Raw genomic sequence first — 22,321 nt, 5'->3', positions numbered from 1 at the left:
CTTATCCACATACTGAGCAAAAATAGCGGTATCCCATAGGATCGCCAAAAAATATAAAACAGGTTAACTACAGAACCAAGCCACTGATTTGATTACGACCATTTTGTTTGGCAAGATATAATTGTTGATCAGCCGCCTCAATAAGCGTTTGCCAGGTTACATCATTTTGGGGTTGAATGCTGGCAACACCAGCACTAATGGTGACTTCGTTGAAGCTAGAATCAAGGTGTTCAAGATGCAAGGCCTGTACTGTATCGACTATGTTCTGCGCGATATGTTCTGCACCTAGCAACGGGGTTTCTGGCAGAATGCAAATAAATTCTTCACCGCCATATCGCGCCACAAAGTCCACCGAACGCTTTAATGCAGCGCTAATCGCTTTAGCAACCAGACGTAAGCATTGATCGCCCTCTTGATGGCCATAACGATCATTAAAAAGTTTAAAAAAATCGACATCTAACATCACCACCGATAAAGGCGATTGGGTTCGGCAACTATGTTTCCATATTTCAGGTAAACGTTGTTCAAACTGACGTCGGTTAGCCACCCCAGTTAAACTGTCGAGTAATGCGATGGAGTGCAGCAAATCGGTTTGCCGCTTAAGAATGAACTGATTTTTAACCCGCGCGGTAGTAATAATGGGGTTAATAGGCTTATGTATAAAATCAACGGCGCCAAGCTGAAATCCCTTAACCTCTTGAACCTCATCAAAATGTGCGGTAACAAAAATCACCCCTATATTGGCGGTTAACGGATCGGCTTTAAGTTGCTGGCAAACGTCATAGCCTGACATTATCGGCATTTCAATATCTAACAACACTAAATCCGGCTGCAATTGTTGACACAATGCTATCGCTTGTTGGCCATTAGTCGCCATAAACATGTCGTAATCTTCATGCAAGAGTTGATGCAATATTTTTATATTAAGCGGTTGATCATCAACGACAAGAATTTTACCTTTCTCAGTTTCAAGTGGCATCATTATGTCTGCAGCATCCATTATTTATCCTCCAACACGATAATGTGTAGCGTATCTAATGCTTGGGCGAATTCGAGAGCTTGCACTTGCGTGTATAGCACTGACCATTGTGGGTGGCCCGATAACGATGGTGCTAACTGGTCAACTCGCGTTATAGCTTCTAAATTATTTTCTGCTAATAACGTCATTAGCGTATTTAGCTCTAATTTTATATTTTGTACCGTTGTGGCTGGCTGGCTGAGTTGATTTGTACCATCATTCGCGAAAATACTCGCTTCTGTAGACTCGCCATAAGTCGCGATTTGTTGGCTACTTTGTTGGATTAACACAGCTAACTTATCAACCCAATGCTCAACTTCAACTTGCTCAAAGGATTTTTGCTTAAATTGTTGCTCTAAATAAGCGCTATATGTCGCTAAGCGTCTAGCCCCAAAACTACTGGCCACGCCTTTAATCGCATGGCTTACGGCGGCCGCCTTTTCATAGTCAGCTACCCGAGTCGCCTGCGTCAATTGCGCCAGTTGCTTGTTCATTTCAGGCGAGAAATTCTGCGCTATTTTATGAAAGAAGGACTCATTTCCGCCAAAACGCTGCAAGATAAGATCGATATTATCCAGTAATGGCTCATCCTCTAGGCTGACCGTTGCCGTGGAATAATACTCTGCATATTGCTGAGTGGTTGCAACCTCTCGTCCTACTAACTGCAAAATACTGCGTAGTAGCAATGGCATATCAATGGGTTTACTTACATGGTCATTCATCCCCGCATCGAGGCAATCTTGCCTGTCTGACTGAGAGGCGTTAGCCGTCATCGCTAATATGGGTAAAGTCGCAAAGCGTTCATCACTACGGATACGGCGAGTGGCCTCCAAGCCATCCATATCAGGCATTTGCATGTCCATTATGACGATGTCGAATAGGTTTTCATTTTCAAGCACCAGATCAACCCCTGATACGCCTCCTTCGGCCAGTATCACGCTTGCCCCTTCATAGCTTAACAACTCATCAATCACTTGTCGGTTTAGCTGATTATCCTCAACCACTAAAATGGTGAGGCCCGCTAACAATCGCTGCGAACGCGGCTTAGGGTGGGTATCCATTGGCTTGCCTTGGATGGCATTTACAATTGTTTCAGCTAAGACTTGTGAAGTAACGGGTTTGGTTAAAAAATTCACAAAAGGTACGTCTTTAATCTGCTGACTTTCTGCAATCACTTCGTGCCCATAGGCGGTTAACATCACCACCAGTGGCGTACGATTATTTGAATGCGACTCACGCAGCATTTCGGCTGTTTGTAGGCCATCTAGCTCAGGCATACGCCAATCCATCAATATAACGTCAAATGGCCGTAACGCTTCATCAGCTAGTGCTGATTGAGTCAGGGCGGAATATCCCCCTAACGCGATCTCAACCTCACAACCCAATCCCGTCAGAATTTTGTGTAAAATCTCCGCAGTGAGTTGGTTATCATCAACCACTAAAACACGGTATCCACTGAGATCTATCTGCTGGCTTTCTCCAACAACCATAATTGGGAAAGTCACATCAAACCAAAAACGGCTGCCGATACCGACCTGACTGGTGACTTGTAACTGGCCGCCCATAAGCTCAACCAGCCTTTTACTGATGGCGAGCCCAAGCCCCGTCCCCCCAAAACGGCGTGATGTTGATGATTCAGCTTGCTCAAATCCGGTAAATATCCGCTCTATTTGCTCATCACTGATGCCAATTCCCGTATCCGTAATCGCAATCTGTAACGTAACCGTATCGGTATCACGGGCTAAGCAGTTAATCGCAACCGTGACTTGGCCACTAAGGGTAAATTTAAGTGCATTACCCGCTAAATTAATAAGAATTTGCTGCAATCTCAACTGATCGGCTAACAACCAAGGCGGTAAAGCCGAATCAAGATCAAACATTACCTCAACATCTTGATTGCCATGGTTACCAGATAGCACTACGGCAAGATCGCGCATCAGTAGCTCGATAGAGCAAGGCTGTAAATCGAGTGTTAGCTTACCTGCATCGATTTTAGAGAAATCAAGAATGTCATTAAGCAAACCTAACAATGACTTAGCTGCGGTTTGAGTCTTGCTAACATAGTCCTGCTGCTGCGAGGAAAGAGAGGTATGTTGCATGAGTTGCAACATACCAAATACGGCGTTCATCGGTGTGCGAATTTCGTGGCTCATATTTGCTAAAAATGCAGACTTAGCAGCGCTGGCGGCATCGGCCTCTAATTTAGCTTCTCTGAGAGTTGCTTCTAATTGCCGCTGCTCGGTAATATCGATATTAATACCAATCACTCTTACTGCATTACCGTTTTTATCCCGCTCTATGGTAGCAGCCGCTTGTACATAGCAAGTAGAACCATCCGCTTTAATCAACCTGAAAATAGGATCATATTGAACGGTTCCCGCTAAAGCGGCTTCTAATTGGGCATTAGCAGACACTAGATCGTCAGGATGAACGCGCATAGACCAATGCTCATAAGTGACGCCCTGCTTTTGTAAGCTTAGGGGGTGATCATAAATAATATACATACGATCGTTCCATTCGAGCGTGTTATCGAGCACATTCCAAGCCCAGATACCCAGTTTAGCGACTTCAGCTGCCTTGCTTAAATGGTTACTGAGAGTAATGAGTGCCTCTTGTTGCTGTAATACCTGCGAAATATCGACTGCCATGCCTAAATAGCCAATAATTTTACCTTCGCTATCGTGCATCGCGGTAACCGAGAGGGATACTTGAAATTGGCTGCCATCTTTACGCACATAAGTCCACTGACGTGTTTCGGAGCCTTGAATTTTCGCTTTATAAATGAGGGCATCAAAACCTTGAATATCTTGGCCATACTCACGGGAGATCTCTGCAGCTTGAGTGAGTAACTCTTCTTTTAGGTGTAAAGGCGTCGGCCGTGATTTACCTACGACCTCTGTAGCTGAGTAGCCCAATAAGCGCTCGGCGCCGCGATTGAAAATCGTAATAACACCGGCTTTATCAGTCGCAATAATCGACATTTCAGAGGCCGCATCGAGTACATTTGTGAGTAATGACCCTAAGTTATTTTTTTCAATCTGTATTAGCTTACGACCAGTGATATCAATTCTTAACGCGACAAAACGCTCAATTTTACCTTGCTCATCAATAACAGGGCCAATAACGGTGTCGAACCATTTTAGTTGCTGGTTTTGATCGCGGTTACAGATCTCACCATGCCAAGACTCGCCAGAGGTTATTTGCGCCCACATCGCTTGCCAAAATGCACTATCGTGTTCATTCGACTTCATTATTGCATGGGTACTGCCAACCAGTTGCTCACGGGAATAACCACTGACAAAGCAAAAATGATCATTCACTTCTAGAATAATTCCGTCTGCATCGGTCACAGAATAAAGCAGCTGTTGATTAATCGTATTCAGTAAGGTTTGGTGCTCTAACAATGCTTGCTGCAACGCTTGTGTACGCGCAATCACCTGTTGTTCAAGGCTCGCATTGAGGTTTAATATTTGCTGCTCAGCCTCTTGCTGCTGGCTAATATCGCGGATAGTTTGGCTCAAACCCACAATGGCACCGTACTCATCGTAAATAGGTAGTGCCGTAGTTGATGTCGATAAATGGCTGCCATCCTGTTTTTGATGGCTAGATATCCGATTTAATACAATTTTTCCCGACATCACTTCCGCAAATAATAACTGCTCTTCTAACACTCCATTGGAGGGGATAATTAAGTCCCAACTCGATTGGTTTAAGACCTGCTCTTCGGTATAACCAAATAATTGTTCTGCGCCTCGGTTCCAACTGGTAATGCTACCGTCTGTGTCATAACTAATAATCGCATCGAGCGAATGATCCAACATGCTAGCGCGCCTTGCTTGCTCTGCGATCACTTGCTGCTTACGTTGTGAATTCAACGACCACATTGCAATTAATCCACCTAAAAGTAAGCTAAATACACTACCACCGATAAATATTAAGCTCGGTTTATTAAGATGGAGCGCCTTAATAAAAGCAGGATAAGCAATGACTTCTATCTGCCACTGACGGCCAAATATCTCTTTGATTACTTTATGGTGATAGGAGGATAGTGGCGAGGCATCATGCTGAGTTTCAAAAAAAGGGATAGGATCTGAAGCTTGCGTGACGTCGCTCAGTAACAGCTTGGTCATCTTGTGATTTAATGCTAACCCTGCTAGCACTTCGTTAGTCACCAATGGCGCAAAACTCCAACCATAACCCGCTGAAAGTCTTTCCGTCTCAGTTTTAGGCACTGAAATGGTTCGGTAAATTGGCAGTAAGATTAAGAAGGACTGTGAAGTCTTTCCCTCGGCCTGCACTAGCGTAATCGGGGCTGATAAACGCACCTTTCCTGATAATAGTGCCGCATCTGCAGCCTGTTTGCGGTGCGATTCAGAGGCGACGTCTAAGCCAATGGAAGCTTGATTGCGCTCTACTGGCTCAATATATTCAATAACGTACCTTTCACCGTTATTGGGGCCAAGTTGGTGAATCGTAAAATCAGGCCAGCTATGTTGTCGTACTCGGGTTAAAAAATTAACCTCATCGGCACGGGCGACTCGGCGAATAAAACCAAATCCACGGGCGCCTGGAAACTCTTGATCTACATCCCGTATCAAACTATAACGACCAAAACCTGCACGACTGATATTGTGCTCACCCGCTGCGACAATCGTACCGAGTACACCGCGTAAACCGTATTGATATAAGGTCATACGGTTGATGATATTTGCACTGATTTGTTCGGTGTTTTCCTGTAAGGCTTGTGCGATTGTTTGGGTATTCGTTCTCTGTACCCACCATGCAGCTACGGCACTGAGCGTTACCCCAATTAAAAGGATAAATAAGCCCAACTTTGAGGCATTTTTATAGCTCATCGACACGTGCATAAACACCTAAGAATATAGAATCATTGAATTATGATTCTGGACTAATACAAATCCTTTTGCCACTAAGGTTATATAAATGCACCATAAATGTACCTATTGTTACTCATGCCAATTTAGTTACAATTTCACCTTTAGCGTGAATAAACGCGAGTATTTTCATGCGATTTCATTTGCTTAGTATTAACATTGACCAACAAATGTCAGCATTTATTACGCCTAAGCCCTAAGGTGAGCTAGTCGCCTGTGTTGAATGCGGCTATATTAGGCAGATTCGTTTTCAATTTCAGCCAGTTGGTTAATCTTAACTACTTTTCAGAAGTAAACTAAACGCCAATTTGTGCAATTAAGGGACATTCCATGGGACAAGAAACCTCGAAAATTCTCGTCGTCGATGACGATATGCGCCTGCGAGCGTTACTCGAGCGTTACCTGATGGAGCAAGGTTATCAGGTACGCAGCGCAGCCAATGCCGAGCAGATGGACCGCTTATTAGAGCGCGAAAACTTTCATCTACTGGTGCTCGACCTGATGTTACCCGGTGAAGATGGCCTGTCTATTTGCCGCCGTCTGCGCCAGCAAGAAAACCGGATCCCTATCGTAATGCTGACAGCCAAAGGCGATGAAGTTGACCGTATTATTGGTCTAGAACTCGGCGCAGATGATTATTTGCCTAAACCGTTTAATCCACGGGAATTACTTGCACGAATTAAAGCGGTAATGCGTCGTCAAACCCAAGATGTGCCCGGTGCACCGGCGCAGCAAGAAGCACAAATCAACTTTGGTGAATTTTCCTTAGATTTAGCTACCCGCGAGATGTACCACGGTGATGAATCTATCGCACTCACCAGCGGCGAATTTGCTGTACTAAAAGTGCTAGTTACTCATCCGCGCGAACCATTATCACGGGATAAACTGATGAACCTTGCCCGCGGCCGTGATTATTCAGCATTAGAGCGTTCCATCGACGTACAAGTGTCACGTCTGCGTCGCTTAATAGAAAAGGACCCCGCAAATCCGCGCTATATCCAAACGGTTTGGGGATTGGGTTATGTGTTTGTGCCCGATGGCGCTGCCCGTCGATGAGCCGTATTTTATCTTTAATTTGTCGTGATTAAGCCCGCCATGAAAGCTAAGTTTTGGTGGCGGTTTTTACCTCGCAGCGCTTTTAGTCAAACCGTGATGTTGATTGGTTGTTTACTATTGATCAATCAGTTGGTGTCTTACATCACGGTGGCTGTTTATGTGCTCAAGCCTAGCTACCAGCAAATCAATCAGCTTATCGCTCGTCAAGTCAAACTGCTGTTTGTCGACGGTATCGATATTGGCCGCGAGCACTTAACCATAGTCGATGCCCTCAATGCCAAAGTACGTGACGATGGCATGAAAATTTATAATCAACAGCAGGCGCGCGAAGCGGGCATTGATCAAGCCACTTATTATGGTTTTTGGTCGTCACAGATGTCGGAATATTTGGGTGGTGATGCCGAAGTTCGCGTTACCCACGGCAATGTGCTACAGATTTGGATCCGCCCACCGCAAGCACCTTCAATTTGGATAAAAGTGCCACTTATCGGCCAGAATGTATCCGATCTTTCGCCGCTCACTCTTTATTTACTGGTGATTGGTGCGCTAAGCGTAGCGGGCGGTTGGTGGTTTGCACGCCAGCAAAATCGTCCACTTAGACGACTACAAAAAGCGGCTATCTCGGTCTCCCGTGGTGAATTCCCAGAATCCTTGCCGCTGAAAGGTTCGAGTGAAATTGTTGAAGTAACCAATGCTTTCAATCAGATGGCGCACAGCATGAAACAACTTGAACAAGACAGAGCGCTATTAATGGCGGGGATTTCCCATGATTTGCGTACACCACTGACCCGTATTCGTCTCGCCTCTGAGATGATGGTTGAGGAAGATCAATATCTTAAAGATGGCATAGTGAACGATATTGAAGATATGGACGCCATCATCAGCCAATTTATTGCCTACATACGCCAAGATCAAGACACCAGCCGTGAGTTAGGGCAAATCAATAAACTGATCCAAGATATCGCGCAAGCAGAAGCCAATCGTGCCGGTGAAATTGACCTTGTCCTCACTGATTGCCCTGAAGCACTGTTCCAAACGATTGCCATTAAACGGGTACTGAGTAACTTAGTCGAAAATGCCTTTCGCTATGGTTCAGGCTGGATACGTATAAGCTCGCAGTTTGATGGTAAACAGATTGGCTTTTGCGTCGAAGATAACGGCCCCGGCATTGATGAGTCACAGGTCAGTAAACTCTTTCAACCTTTTACTCAAGGGGATAGCGCCCGTGGTAGCGTTGGCTCAGGCCTCGGTCTCGCTATCATCAAACGGATTATCGATAGACACCAAGGGCAAATTACTCTATCAAACCGTGCTGAAGGTGGGTTAAAAGCGCAAGTGTGGCTACCGTTAGAGTAACGCGAGATCACATATCTGCAAATCAAATAATAACGCTGATATTCAAGTGGGTACTTGTCATATTTATGTCACCTTAAATTCATAAACTCAGAACAGTTAACTGGCTCTGACAATTATGAAGATTGCAAAATGAAAATTTCAACACTGTCGCTCTCTGCTTCTGCCCTGTTGTTATTGCTCGCGGGATTATTAGCGGCCGTAGTGCTATGGAGCAGTGATCAGCGACAAAATATAGAACAGCAAACACTCACACTGCAAAGCATACAAGAAGACTTCCTCGTTGGCGTACGCCGCGATCTCGACGGCTATCTCGCCAGCGGCAACGCTAGCCAACTTGAGCAAGCTAAAACTAAACTCAGCGCCATTAAGAACCAGCTTACAGAGATTAATTTCGCCACCATGGGCGCTACTGATAATGACTTGCAAGCCAGCCTAAGTAGCTTCATTCAAGATTTAGATACCAAGTACCGCGCTGCGGGTAAACTCGCTGGCAACCCTAGGCAACTGCTGGCCCATGCCGAATCTGAAATGCTCGACTACAACCGTCGTTTGGGCAGTTATGTCGATAAAGGCTTAGCCACAAATGCGGTGGTCGCCGAACAATATCTGCAATTGAGCCGCGATTTACCTTCTATCGTCTACCAACTTTCCCAGCTGACCGATGGCTATCTAATCGGCAAAAATCAGCAACTCAAGAGCATTTTAGACAACACCAGCAAAGAGCTCAATACGTGGCACGACGTCCTCAGCGCACTGCCGTTAATCGGTGTATATGAGCAGCAAGAAGCCGATGAGTTTGCACTCGGTGCCAGCAAACCAGAACAAATTGAAGTCGGCGAAAGTAACCGTAGTGAACTGCTGAGTCTCGCCAATCGATACAACAAAGAAGTCGCCAATACGCACCAATTGCTACAAACCAACCAAGAGATGCAAGATCAACTCATTCAAGCGATTAGCAATGTGGAACAACAGCTTATTGGCTTAGGTGAGGCTCAAGCTGCAAAGAACCAGCAGCTGAAATATGAGCTACAACTAATCCTCTACACTATGGTTTCCATCATGGCCTTGTTTGCCATTGGTTATTTAATTCTGCAGCAAAATCGCGTTGTCAAACCGCTGAAACGGCTTAATCAAGCTTTTATGAAGTTAAGCGAATCGAATAGCCGCGAGCGTTTAGACATTAATCGTCGCTGTGAAACTGGCCAAATAGCCGGCTATTTCAACCAATTGCTACAAAGATTTGAACAAGAAGACGAAGCACAGCGCCAGCAAATCACTAAGGTTTCTCAATCATTAAGCCAACTGGTGGCGCGCATTACTCAGCTATCACAACACACAGAGCACACCCAAACGATTGTGGCCGATACGCAAACACAGACCGAACATATCCGCAGCCTCGCCAATGAGGTGAGCCATACTTCGGCACTCGTGGAAGGCAGCGCCGCCGAAACTATGCGCCAAATGCAGTCGAGCCAAACACAAGCTGAGGCGGTATTGAGTGCAACTGAGAAGACGCAAACCGCCGTAGGTCTTTGCCATACTTCCCTCGAAAGCCTGAATAACTCAGTGACGGATGTGTCGAAAATCATTGATGTGATTGGCAATATTGCCGAGCAAACTAACTTACTCGCCCTTAATGCTGCCATCGAAGCTGCGCGGGCGGGTGAGCAAGGTCGCGGCTTTGCCGTGGTCGCCGATGAAGTGCGTAATTTAAGTCAGCGCACCCAAGTGTCCTTAAACGAAATAGTGAAGATTCTGCAGCAACTGACCCAATCGAATCATGCCCTCAGTGAGAGTGTCGATGGCATAGCACAGGCCACCAGCAGTCAAAAACTGCGCGCTCAAAGCCTATGGCAAGTGGCACAAACAGTGCAAAACCAAGCGAGCGACATGGTCAATACCGCTAAACAAGGCTCGCTCAATGCCAAGGAGCAAGTCGATTATCTCGATCAATTTATGCGCACTATGGATAGCTTAAAAGAGCAGGCACAAACCAGTTCGCAACAGAGTGAAGTCATCGCCCAAGAAGTACAGCAAAGCGTCGAAGATATTGAGACCAGTTTAGGTATTGCCGATGCTGGTAACTTACCGCCACAGTCGCGGGCCGCTTAACCCATTAAAATACCAATAAAAATGGGAGCCTAAGCTCCCATTTTTATTGATGTCCGATTAAGTTCGGACCTTAATCATTACAGTGCAGCTAAAACCACTTCAGCTTTACTGGCTTCAAACGCCTTTGGCGCTTCTACATTCAGCATTGTAACGACACCGTCATCGATGACCATCGCATAACGTTGTGAACGTATACCGCCAAAACCAGCTGTATCCATTTCTAAGCCTAATGCTTTAGTAAAACTGGCATCGCCATCGGCAAGCATCATTAACTCAGAGGCATTTTGCGCTTCACCCCATGCTTTCATGACGAAGGCATCATTCACGGCCACACAGGCAATTAAATCAACGCCTTTGGCTTTAAATTCGTCAGCAAGCACGACATATCCAGGCAAATGTGCTTCAGAACACGTTGGCGTAAACGCGCCAGGCACGGCAAACAATACGACTTTCTTGCCCGCGAATAATTCTGAAACTTGGTGATTCACCATGCCATCTTTAGTCAGTTGGCTTAGTGTCGCAGCAGGTAATTTTTGACCTTGAGCAATCATGTCTTTCTCCCTTTAGTTAAATTAACCTATCCATACTAGCCCTATTTACCGCAGATAAACACAGAGAGAAATAAGGGTTTATGTTCGAGTTCGATTTAAACGCAGCCCTGCGAATAAACCAAGGAGTAACAAGCCCAGCACAGATAAGCTACCACCGCTTTCTTCCACGATGATCACATCGGGCTCACGCTCTCTATCTCTATCGCTGCTTTCGAGTGGCAGTGCATATAAGCCATCGATCTGGTCGGCATTGATCGTCGCCACAACATCGCTATAGCCCACTTCATATACATCAATCAGTACATCATAGTGATCTGTTACATAACCCGTATAAAGCGTGGTTAGTACTTCATAATCATCCTGCTGCGAGTCACCATAAATACTAAACACCTCTGTGGTGTAGTAATGCACCCAAGGGCCACCATTACGACTTAGATACAGTTCGGCAAATAAGTCCGCTCTTTCATTAAGATAATTACCATAAACATCTACGTCAAAAGTTACACTAAAGGTTTGATAAAAACCATCATAGTCAAAGTCTTCGAACAAACGGCTGCTGGCATCATAAATCGAAAAACTATGATACACAGGCGCACGATTGAGATCTTCACTGGCCGCGCTCGAACTAGGCATGCCTTGGCTCGCATGCTTAGCCGTCACTTGTTCACGCGTCATCGGTGAAGCGCCCATCAACTCGACTCGTTTCACAGCGGGTACTTTAGCCGATAAAGCCGGCGCTAAGGATTTAACCACTGTTGCCGCCGCTTCAGTAATATTTTTAGCGGGGGCTGCTTGCTGTAACAAAGCAAGCGCTTGCTGCTCCCGTTCGGCAACTTGTTCACTGCTTTCTTCCGCTTTTTTGGCAATACCCACACTGGCAGCAGCAAATGGTGTTAAGTTTTGTGACGATTCTAATTGTCTAGGCTCGGCACTCACCGCTGAAGAAACTAATAATAACGTGCCAATGGCTGCGCCTTTCACTAATAAGGTATTCATTATCGTTGCCATACCTAGGTTATTGCCTGTGTTCATCTTGAATACCCCATGGATAATCCGTTCAAATTGGAGCTATTAAAGTGCAATGAAGGTGAACATAAGCTGAACATCCAAGTTTATGACTTAATCAATACGTTCAGTCTCAATTCATCTACATTAGACGACACTAGGACATGCCCTAAGATAAGGCTAAAAATATGACTCGCGACCACAGCTTCAGTTCAGCTATCGCAGTTAAATAGCCGTAAACGGGATGATTTGAGCCGCTGCAGAGTTATTTTTAAAGGAATTTTGCTAACCAATTGGCTGATCTCTATATGTTTGTTAAGGTGATGAGGTATTCTTAATCGGCTCGATAACTTATCCATCTCACCCATTAACTCAAGATCGCCGAACACTGCGGGTACCCGATATGAAACTTGGTTTAACATTGGCCCTAATCGCTTGCTTATTTGCCTCTTTTGGCAGCGCGGCTGGCAATGATAAACGTGATGATCGCAATCAAGGGGCAAAGAACGAGCAGCGCCGCCTTGCCGTCAATAGCCCAGATCAAGCTGTAGCGATGGCACAGCGCCAATTTAAAGGTAAAGTACTGAGCGTGCAATCTAGCGGCGCGGGTTATCGCGTTAAAATCCTCAATAATGATGGCCAAGTATTTTCAGTCTCAGTAGACGCCGCAACGGGCCGAGTATCGAGGAACTAACGATGCGATTGTTATTAGTGGAAGATGATTTAGAATTACAAGCGAACTTAAAGCAACATTTGCTTGATGCTCATTACAGTGTCGATATTGCCAGCGATGGTGAAGAAGGTTTATTTCAAGCGCTCGAAGTTAACTATGATGCGGCGATTATTGATGTGGGTTTACCCAAACTCGATGGTATCGCCCTGATCCGCCGCGTACGCGAACAGGAACGCGGTTTTCCGATCCTAATTTTAACCGCCAGAGACAGTTGGCAAGACAAGGTTGAAGGGCTTGACGCCGGCGCCGACGACTACCTCACAAAGCCGTTTCACCCCCAAGAACTCATCGCACGCTTAAAAGCGTTAATTCGCCGCTCCGCAGGTAAATCCAGTCCATTGATTTATAACGGTCCTTTTAGCCTTAATACCAGCAGCTTAGAAGTGCGTAAAAGCGAAGCCTTAGTGAGTCTCAGTAGCTCAGAATACAAGCTATTCGAATTTTTTATGCTGCATCAAGGCGAAGTGAAGTCTAAAACGGTACTGACTGAGCATATTTACGATCAAGACTTTGATTTAGACTCTAACGTTATTGAGGTTTTTATCCGCCGTCTACGTAAAAAACTCGATCCAGATAATCAATATAATCTTATTGAAACCCTGCGCGGCCAAGGCTATCGCCTAAAAGCTTTAACGCCCGAGCAAAGCGGCGATGAGTAAACGCGCCATGGCGTGGCAGGTATTAAATTCTCTTAAAGCGCGTTTAGTGACCAGCGCGTTATTGTTTATTTTAGTGTTATTGCCCTTGATTGGTGTTGCCTTAAACGATGCCTTTACTGAACAAGTTAAAAGTGCGACCAAAAATGAACTCAGCGCCTATGTTTATTCAATTCTCGCGGTCACTGAGGTAGACAATCAACGAATCTCTATTCCAGAGTTAGTACTAGAGAATCGTTTTAATCTCGTTCAATCAGGGCTTTATGCCATTGCCACTACTGAAGATACCAGCGGCACACAAGCGATTGTATGGCACTCGCAATCTTTTATGGGCATTACGCCACCGCCCCATTTTACTATTCCAGCAACAGGTCAAAGCGCATTTGAGCAAATCACACTCGCCGATAAACCCCATTTGGTTTATAGCTTTAGCGTGAGTTTTGCCAGTCAAGATCAAAACGTACCAGTAACAATCCACATCATTAAAGATGAACTAGCATTTCAGCAGCAAATTGACCAATTTAATCAACAACTTTGGACTTGGCTGCTGATTTTAATGTTAGTCATGTTAGTGTTTCAACTCAGTTGGTTGTGGTGGACACTGCGACCACTGGCACGCTTTACTCAAGAATTACATTATGTTGAGCAAGGCAAATCGATGCAGCTCAGCAGCCAATATCCCACCGAATTGCAAGCCGTAGCGCGGCAACTCAATATTTTACTCAATACCGAACAAACCCAGCGCTTACGCTACCGTAATGCTTTAGCCGATCTTGCTCACAGCCTTAAAACGCCACTGGCGGTAATTAAGAGCCAAGCCGATTTGAGCGAAGCTTCCAGTGAGCAAGTGTCGTTAATCAACCGAATCATTGGCCACCAGCTGAAGCGCGCCCAAACCGCGGCAGCCGCTTCGTGGCATTTAGGGATTAGCACGAGTGAAGTCGCAGCTAAACTGTTGCGTACATTAGCTAAAATCTATCGAGAGCCACAAATAAGCCTTAGCAGCGAGGTCTCAGCACCAGCGGTATTTAAGGGGGATGAGGCGGATTTAACCGAGATATTAGGCAACCTGCTCGACAACGCCTGTAAAGCGGCAAAATCCACCGTCAAGTTAACGATAACCGGTGACGCCTATCAGCTACTGATTTGCATCGAAGATGATGGCCCAGGGATCACTGAAGCATTAAAGAATCAAATCTTTGAACGCGGTATCCGCGCAGACTCTTATCTGCAGGGTAATGGGATTGGGCTTGCGATCGTGCGCGATTTAGTCGATAGCTATAATGGCAGGATCACCGTGTCTCGTTCAGAAGCTTTAGGCGGCGCTAAATTCAGTATCAGCTTTGTGCATTCGGTTTAATTATTTAATTTCAATATGATAAAGCTACCACCCCACTTACCTGTCTATTAAAAATACATTTGATACCGCAAAACACTTTCAGCTTATGTTCATATTCAAACATCTATTATGCCTATAACATCCTCGAATAGGATTATTGGAGCGAATTATGAACAGATCATCTCGATGGAATTGGCTAGTGTTAACGGCGGCATTAGTGGCCTTGCCTTTCACTACCACTGCACAGGCGGCGGGCGTATCGGTGAGCCAAGGCTCAAGCTCAAACCAAGCAGCACTCGAACAAATGCTGGCACCCATTGCCCTATATCCGGACAGTCTTTTGACTCACATCCTGATCGCTTCGACTTATCCACTGGAAATCGTGCAAGCACAACGTTGGTTAACACAGCGCCCTAACTTATCGGTCGACCAAATCATGTCGCAGGCCGACGATCAAGATTGGGACCCGAGTGTAAAAGCACTGCTGGCTTTCCCCACGCTATTACAAAAAATGGCTGAAGATCTCGACTGGACTCAAAGATTAGGTGAAGCCTTCTTAGAAGATGAAGGCCAAGTGATGAACGGCATTCAATCCTTAAGGCAACAGGCTGATAACGCTAACAGCTTGGCCAATATGGATAACATGGCAATCACTCGTACCAATAACCAAATTATTATTGAGCCGGCTAGGCGCGAAATAGTCTATGTGCCCTACTATGATCCCCGTGTCGTGTTTGGTTCATGGCGCTGGGGCGCGGCCTATCCACCGGTCTATTGGGAATTTAACGGCTATGCGGGTTATCCCTATCGCCCGCGTCATAACCATGTTTATTGGTCACCGGGGATCCACATCTCCTTCAACTACTTCTTCAGCTCTTTCCACTGGCATAGCCACAAAGTGGTCGTACTCGATTATCGTCACTCGCACCGCTATCGCCCACGGGAAAGATATAGCGTTAGCCATGGCGCGCAGCCTTGGCAGCATAAACCAGAGCATCGACGTGGCGTGAATTATCACAACCCCGTCGTCAAGCAACGCTATTACAACGATAACAAATATCGTAGCCGTGACTCGCAATCCAGTGGCAGTAACAAGCACTTCAACAGCCAATATTCAAAGTCTAATGAACGACAAAATCAATATGATAAGAGTCGTGACTATAAAGATAACCAGCATAACAATGGCGGTCGTGAGCATGATAAGCGCGCACCTAATTACCAAAAAACACAGGCCGAGTTAAAGGAACGCCGCTCTGCGCCTATGGTGCAAACGCCCACTCACAAGGATCGTAATGACGCCCAATCAAGACCCGTGCAGTCAAAGCCAACACCAGTAAAAGAGCCGCAGCAAAGGCAATATCAAACTCGGGAACCCCAATCACGCAATACTGATCAACAAAGGGCGCAGCCACAAAGACAAGAGAACTTACGAACTGTGACGCCCAAAGTTGAAACTCCGCGCCCAGAGGTAAGACGTGCAGAACCACAACGCAGTCAACCACAGCAACGTAATGAACCACAGCGCATCGAACAGCCAAGGCAGTCGGCGCCAAAACAACGTGAAGAAGTGAGGGTAAGATCAAGTGAGCCACGCCAAAATGCACAAGCGGCTCGCTCAGTAGAGCATAACCAAGGTCGCACAGCTCAAAGCCAAGAGCGACGTCACAGAGAATAGGCTTGCATTATCAATACTAAAAAATGAAGAACGCCATAAATGGCGTTCTTCGTTTAGTTAGGTGGATAAGTTATTAAGTTGATACCTTAACTAACTTGAACTCATGGCCGTTATAAATAGCGCTGAATAAAATGGAAACATTCCTCTGCTACTAAGGGTTTAGAGAAATAAAACCCCTGCGCTAAATCGCATCCCATACCCGATAACAATATCAGCTGCACCTCGTTCTCAACCCCCTCAGCGACGACCGTCAAGCCAAGTTCATGGGACATAGAAATTGTGGCCGCGCTGATCGCAGCATCGTTAGGATCGTGTTCTATATCCTTCACAAAAGAGCGATCAAGTTTCAGCCTGTCTAAGGGTAAGAGCTTCAAATAGGATAGCGACGAATAACCGGTACCAAAATCATCGATAGCAAGCTCAATACCATACTGGCGCAATTGCGCTAATAAACGTGCATTTTGTTCCGGACATTGCATTGCCACACTTTCAGTAATTTCGAGCTCCAATGCCCCTTTACCCAAATTATGTTTCAGCAATACATTGGTGATATCACTAACAATGGTATCTTTTCGTAATTGATGTGCTGATAAATTAACTGCCATGCGCAATTCAGTGGCGCCTGCCGCGCGCCAAGCCGCAAGCTGTGCCAGCGCGGTTTCTAACACCCATTGCCCAATAGGAATGATCATGTCAATTTCTTCGGCAATAGGGATAAAACGGTCTGGTGCCACTAAACCAAGCTCAGGATGTTGCCAACGTATCAGCGCTTCAACACTCACCACTTGGCCGCTATGAATATCCATTTGCGGCTGATAATGCAGTAGCAATTCATTCTTAGCTAATGCCTGCCTCAAACCAGTTTCAATATGTTGGCGCTCAGTGACAGAGGTATTCATTGCTGCTGTAAAAAATTGATAGTTGTTGCGGCCAGCCGCCTTAGCACGGTACATGGCCATATCGGCATTTTTCATTAAGGCTTCAACACTATCACCATCCGTTGGAAACAAGCTTATCCCAATACTCGGTGATGAATGTAATGCCTGATTATCAATAACATAGGTTTGGCTCAAACCACCACGTAACGCTTCAGCTAGATTAGCAACCTCATCATGATGTGTACCTGATAACACCACCACAAACTCATCACCGCCAAAACGCGCCACAATATCATGTTCACCAACAATACTTTTTAAACGCCGAGCAACCTCTAATAACAGCTGATCGCCCATATGATGGCCTAAGGTGTCATTAATATTCTTAAAATGGTCCATGTCGATAAACATCACCGCGATTTGCCTCTGTGATGTTAATGCATTCCGAAACACATCTTCGAGACGCAACTGTAAACTGAGCCGATTAGGCAACAAAGTTAACGAGTCATGATGGGCCAGAAAATGGATCTGTTCCTCAGTGATTTTTCGCGCACTAATATCGGTAAAGCAGCCAATATAGTGGCTGACTGCACCCGATTCATCCCGCACCACAGATATCATCAACCATTTAGGAAAATCATAACCTTGTTTATGCCTATCCCACACCTCGCCCTGCCAAAAACCCGTTTGTTCAAGGGCGGCACGTACCTGGGCATCAATCGTTTTATCAGTGCGTTGTGCCTCTAAATCACGACAATTTTTACCAATAATCTCCTCACGCGTGTAACCGGTAATTTGAGTAAAAGAAGTGTTTACGTCGACGATAATATCGTTGGCATCTATGATGCTAATGCCTTCACCGCTTTGTTGAAATACCTGTGCCAGCAGATGTAATCGTGCGGCAGTACGTTCTTGCTCAGTAATATCCTCCACAATAAAGAGAATCTGTTGCTCACCATTTGCTACCGTTACTAACGCGCCATTGAGTCGCACGGCAACAAGTTGGCCATTTTTGTGGCGATAATGTTTCTGGTAGGGGCCGTAACGGTGAGTTTGCTTTAAACGTGTTAGTTGCTCGTTTTCGCTCAATTGATAGCGCAACGGTGTTAACTCCCAAGGCTCGAGCTGATTTAACTCAGCAAGGGTGTAGCCAGTGATATCAGCAAAAGCTTGGTTAATCGCCACAAATTGGCCATCGTCGACACGCTTGAGTGCATGCCCTACGGGAGCTTTATCAAATAGGCTACGATACCTTTGCTCACTTTCAACTAGCGTGCTTTGAAATGCCTGACTGCGGGCAATTTCCTTCGACAATGCCATGGTCTTTTCGGTCACGGTATCGGCGATACGCTGGCGTTCACCAGAAGAGACTAGCGTCATACCGCCCACCACTGCACATGCAATAAAAGCAAGAAATAACATAAGGATAGGCAAGCTAAGACTATCACCTATGAGAGCAGCATAAGATTGATAAATCACAATATGCCAATGGCGATCGGCGAGCATAAGATCAGCTTGAAAATATTGCCCCGCTTTATCGCTGAACAACTGTCCAGTAAACTCGGGGAAAGTCATTTGAGTGCTACGATAAAGTAACCTGCCACCGTCACTCATATCAGTCAGCTTCCAATCAAATCCTTTGACCGTTTCAACATCGTTAATCACTGTTTGCAAATCAATGACAGCAGAACAAAAACCTGAAATCCCGCCTGATTTATCGAATGTGGGCACTAGGATTAACGCACCGCCTGGCCCCTTGGGTTCTTGCATTAATTGAATTTTAGCCGTCATCACTGGAGCTAAGGTCGAGCGTGCTTTCGCAATGGCCGCTGCGCGTATCGGCTCGCTATTAAGATCGAGCCCTAATTCTGCCTCATTGCCAATCAATGGCTGAATATACATGGTTGGCACTAACCAACCATCGGCACTAATCTGCCAGCCTTCAGGGCGGATCACTTTGTAAGGTCTACCAATGGCCGCGCTCGTTGATGCCTCAAAACTTTCCCGCTCGGATGCAGCCACTAACGGCAACCAAGACCAAATACTAAATTCATCCTTTTGCGCCATGTTGCGCTTACCAAACTGCATAAACTCAGTTAACGATACTTGCTCGCTATTATCAAATAAGCTTGCTAATGCAACAACTTGCTGAAAACTAGCTGTTTGGAAATTTTTAATATTCGTGATGACTGCATTGGATTGGATCTGAAACTTATCCTGCAACTGCTGCCGCTGACTTAGATTGGCATAGTAATAAATTCCGACGCAAAATAAAAAACCGACGAACAGAGAAATTCCCGTTTGCATACGGCGTGAGCGCCAAATGGCACGCTGATCAAACAACAGCATGGTTAACGGAATAAAAATTACGGCACCCAGCAAGTCTCCCATCCACCAGTTAACGACATTACCCCATAAATCTGAGTGCTGAATAGTGCCATTAACAAGCAATACACAGTTACCAATAACCGTCGCCACTAAACACGTTAACGCTAAACTCAAGCTGGATTTAATAACGGTACGAGGATTATCTAAGGTGAATAAGGGGTCTATTCGCCCAAGAACATGGGCAGAGAGCACAGCCTGTATACATGAGCCCATGGAGATAACAAATGCCAACCAGCTCCAATGTAGATATCCGCCCATATTGATATTAATCAACAAGGAACCGATCAATACACCTACCCAAGGGGCATATTGTTTCCAAAGGAGGCAAGCAGCAATGGCAATACCTGCTGCAGGCCAAATAGCAGCAGAATACCCAGGCGGCAAGGCAATCATCAAGCCCAACTTTCCGACCGCGAAATAAGCGACGGCGATAAAAAAGTTAATCTTAACGTATGGGATAAATGACTTTATAGGTGCTCCCTTCACATTAGTAAGCTTAATAGGATAGAGCATCATGCACTACTCACAGGATCAATCTCAACCCCGTATTAGAGTTGAAATAAGAACACTGAAACAATAGTCGCATTATCTAATGTATATGGATAAAGCCACTAACATTATATTTTTGTGTCACAGCATATTTTAGGTTCGGTACAGTCCCTATTTACCAAAAAAATCTGAGTGGGCTATGATTCAACCGACCCCCGCGGGGACGCAATAACTGATCAATCAGCGTGCACAACAGACTAACTTTAGCCAAAATAGATATATGCCAGCAATCACACATCTTTAATTTATGAGACACCAGCCAGTTGATTTATGGTTAAATTGGTTAAAATTAAGATCTAAAAATGTTTTTATTAAGGTTTTTTTAATGCTTAAGCCATTTTACACAGGGGAACTGCTTTCATTCAATAGCCGCTTATTGGTATCCTCCCGTCGCATAAAAAAGTTGCATGCTGAATATTTTTCGCTCAGCTAACTCACTCCCTTTTCTGTTCAGCCGGACCCACTCATTGAAATTAGCTATAAGCCAATTCATTGCTGAAAGATTGAGCCTGATAACTAGGTTCTCGTATTTTAGCGTGACAAACTTAACCCTATTATTCGGGTTATTGTTTGTGTTGCCTGTCGCTGACGTTTTATCCATATTAATGGGTGGCAACATAGATATTGGCGAACTAATTTGTCTAAGCGATGGTCTTTTTGCCGATTTTGTTGGTGCTAGCCTGCTCAGTTTATTACTACTCAATCCGCTTATTGTTCAGCAGTTATGGCATTTGATCGATAGCAACTGCAAATTTATCCACAATATAGATTTAACTCACGCTTCACTTTTTTTAGCACCCCCAAGGCTAAAATACCTCGAACAGACAGCCCACGGTTGCCGCGCTCCTCCGCTTTAATCCTTTGTTTATAAAATCAAATTAAGCATTAAGTGCTAAAAGTAGACCCTCGCTTTGATCGAGGCGGCAAGACACTACTGTATTTTGCCTGTGGATCTTTCGGCTCTTCTTTTAGATAACACCACTCAATGCCCCTGCCAGTGCTTTTTTGGCAGAGTGGTAAACCTTAGGGTTAGAGGAATCATCCTTTGTTAATTCGAAAATTAAGTAAAGCAGCATCTGCAGCATTCGTGCTCATGCTCGCGGGTTGTGATGGCGGAGTATTGGACCCTAAGGGCCAAATCGGTATAGATGAAAAACATCTGATCGTCGTCGCCACCCTACTCATGTTAATTGTGGTTATCCCTGTCATTTTCATGACCTTGTACTTCGCGTGGAAATACCGCGACGGCCGCGACCAAGAGATTTATGCGCCTAAATGGGCACATTCAACGGCAATTGAAACCGTGGTGTGGATAGTACCAATTGTGATCGTGATTATACTCGGCGTGATCACGTGGCGCTCTACCCATGATCTTGACCCCTATAAACCACTCGTCCACGAGGCCAAACCCATCACGGTTGAGGTCGTTTCAATGGACTGGAAATGGCTATTTATTTATCCAGAACAAGGTGTTGCATCGGTTAACGAACTAGCGTTCCCCGCCAATGTACCAGTGAATTTTAAGATTACCTCAGACACAGCAATGAACTCGTTCTTTATTCCGCAGTTAGGCAGCCAGATTTACTCTATGGCGGGCATGACCACTAAGCTGCACCTCATCGCCAACGAACCCGGCATATTTGACGGTATTTCAGCGAACTACAGCGGCGCAGGTTTTGCGGGCATGAAGTTTAAAGCAATTGCCACTCAAACCCCTGCCGACTTCGATGCGTGGATTGCGAAAGTAAAACAACAGAAGCACACATTAGACTCTGCGGCGTATGCAGCATTGGCTAAACCGAGCGAATACAACCCTGTTGAATACTTTGGAGCTGTGAGTAAAGGGATGTTCAATCAAATCGTGATGCAGTACATGCACATGGACTCACATGAAAACATGGAACATATGGACACTGAGCACGCACCCGACATGGCAGACATGAAAGGTATGCACGATATGGCGCATATGGCTGGCGAGCACGCGATGGAAAATACACAGAACATGGCCGACATGGATAGCTCAACACATTCTGCGCCGTCATTAACAAAAGATTCATCCACAGAACCTTTATCATTAGAGCACTCATCCACCCAAAAAGTGGAGGCGGAGTAA

Annotated in this window: 14 protein-coding genes; 9 read left to right on the top strand and 5 right to left on the bottom strand. The window is 45.4% G+C overall.

Going from position 1 to position 22,321, the window contains the following annotated elements; translation table 11 throughout:
- Positions 1 to 67 precede the first annotated feature (67 nt).
- Positions 68 to 1,000 carry a diguanylate cyclase gene (locus tag L2717_RS04670; RefSeq protein ID WP_220772068.1) on the bottom strand — a complete coding sequence of 311 codons (933 nt, stop codon included), beginning with the start codon at positions 998 to 1,000 and terminating at the stop codon, positions 68 to 70.
- A complete protein-coding gene (locus tag L2717_RS04665) occupies positions 1,000 to 5,886 on the bottom strand; it encodes a PAS domain S-box protein (protein WP_220772066.1) in 4,887 nt (1,628 codons plus the stop codon). The genes L2717_RS04670 and L2717_RS04665 overlap by 1 nt, the downstream gene beginning before the upstream one ends.
- A 357-nt stretch (positions 5,887 to 6,243) precedes the next feature.
- Here L2717_RS04665 and ompR point away from each other — a divergent pair, with 357 nt between their 5' ends.
- The 3 genes from ompR (at position 6,244) to L2717_RS04650 (ending at position 10,437) form a co-directional block, all read left to right on the top strand.
- A complete protein-coding gene (gene ompR / locus L2717_RS04660) occupies positions 6,244 to 6,969 on the top strand; it encodes an osmolarity response regulator transcription factor OmpR (protein ID WP_076497291.1) in 726 nt (241 codons plus the stop codon).
- A gap of 39 nt (positions 6,970 to 7,008) precedes the next feature.
- Positions 7,009 to 8,325, top strand: a complete 1,317-nt coding sequence (envZ, locus tag L2717_RS04655) for a two-component system sensor histidine kinase EnvZ (protein ID WP_107885203.1) — start codon at positions 7,009 to 7,011, stop codon at positions 8,323 to 8,325.
- Between the two features lie 129 nt (positions 8,326 to 8,454).
- Positions 8,455 to 10,437 carry a methyl-accepting chemotaxis protein gene (locus L2717_RS04650; protein WP_220772064.1) on the top strand — a complete coding sequence of 661 codons (1,983 nt, stop codon included), beginning with the start codon at positions 8,455 to 8,457 and terminating at the stop codon, positions 10,435 to 10,437.
- A 77-nt stretch (positions 10,438 to 10,514) separates the two neighbouring features.
- Here L2717_RS04650 and L2717_RS04645 read toward each other — a convergent pair whose 3' ends face one another.
- Together L2717_RS04645 and L2717_RS04640 are read right to left on the bottom strand one after the other, a co-directional pair.
- The gene (locus L2717_RS04645; protein ID WP_220772062.1) at positions 10,515 to 10,988 is read right to left on the bottom strand and encodes a peroxiredoxin; all 474 of its coding nucleotides are present in this window, start codon (positions 10,986 to 10,988) and stop codon (positions 10,515 to 10,517) included.
- A gap of 78 nt (positions 10,989 to 11,066) precedes the next feature.
- Positions 11,067 to 12,020: a choice-of-anchor H family protein gene (locus L2717_RS04640; RefSeq protein WP_220772061.1), complete on the bottom strand. Its 954-nt coding sequence runs from the start codon at positions 12,018 to 12,020 to the stop codon at positions 11,067 to 11,069.
- Positions 12,021 to 12,396: 376 nt separating this feature from the next.
- On the opposite strand from L2717_RS04640, the gene L2717_RS04635 reads away from it, so the two are divergent.
- The 4 genes from L2717_RS04635 (at position 12,397) to L2717_RS04620 (ending at position 16,396) form a co-directional block, all read left to right on the top strand.
- Positions 12,397 to 12,687 (top strand): PepSY domain-containing protein, encoded by a 291-nt coding sequence (locus L2717_RS04635; RefSeq protein ID WP_220772060.1) that lies wholly within the window; start codon positions 12,397 to 12,399, stop codon positions 12,685 to 12,687.
- 2 nt (positions 12,688 to 12,689) lie between these two features.
- Positions 12,690 to 13,385: a response regulator transcription factor gene (locus L2717_RS04630; protein WP_220772059.1), complete on the top strand. Its 696-nt coding sequence runs from the start codon at positions 12,690 to 12,692 to the stop codon at positions 13,383 to 13,385.
- On the top strand, positions 13,378 to 14,742 hold the full coding sequence (locus L2717_RS04625; protein ID WP_220772058.1) for an ATP-binding protein: 1,365 nt from the start codon (positions 13,378 to 13,380) through the stop codon (positions 14,740 to 14,742). The genes L2717_RS04630 and L2717_RS04625 overlap by 8 nt, the downstream gene beginning before the upstream one ends.
- A 148-nt stretch (positions 14,743 to 14,890) precedes the next feature.
- Entirely contained in the window at positions 14,891 to 16,396 is a 1,506-nt protein-coding gene (locus L2717_RS04620) for a DUF3300 domain-containing protein (protein WP_220772057.1), read from the top strand.
- Between the two features lie 110 nt (positions 16,397 to 16,506).
- On the opposite strand, the gene L2717_RS04615 is transcribed toward L2717_RS04620, so the two are convergent.
- The gene (locus L2717_RS04615; protein WP_220772119.1) at positions 16,507 to 20,172 is read right to left on the bottom strand and encodes an EAL domain-containing protein; all 3,666 of its coding nucleotides are present in this window, start codon (positions 20,170 to 20,172) and stop codon (positions 16,507 to 16,509) included.
- Positions 20,173 to 20,675: 503 nt separating this feature from the next.
- Between L2717_RS04615 and L2717_RS04610 the strand changes: the two genes are divergently transcribed.
- Together L2717_RS04610 and cyoA are read left to right on the top strand one after the other, a co-directional pair.
- A complete protein-coding gene (locus tag L2717_RS04610; protein WP_220772118.1) occupies positions 20,676 to 21,065 on the top strand; it encodes a hypothetical protein in 390 nt (129 codons plus the stop codon).
- A 188-nt stretch (positions 21,066 to 21,253) separates the two neighbouring features.
- Entirely contained in the window at positions 21,254 to 22,321 is a 1,068-nt protein-coding gene (gene cyoA / locus L2717_RS04605; protein ID WP_220772056.1) for a ubiquinol oxidase subunit II, read from the top strand.

Origin of the sequence: Shewanella glacialipiscicola, assembly GCF_023283485.1 — a bacterium.
In the GTDB taxonomy this organism is placed as follows: domain Bacteria; phylum Pseudomonadota; class Gammaproteobacteria; order Enterobacterales; family Shewanellaceae; genus Shewanella; species Shewanella glacialipiscicola.
The sequence above is the reverse complement of the archived record's forward strand: the minus strand, read 5'-3'. Positions and strand labels throughout refer to the sequence as shown.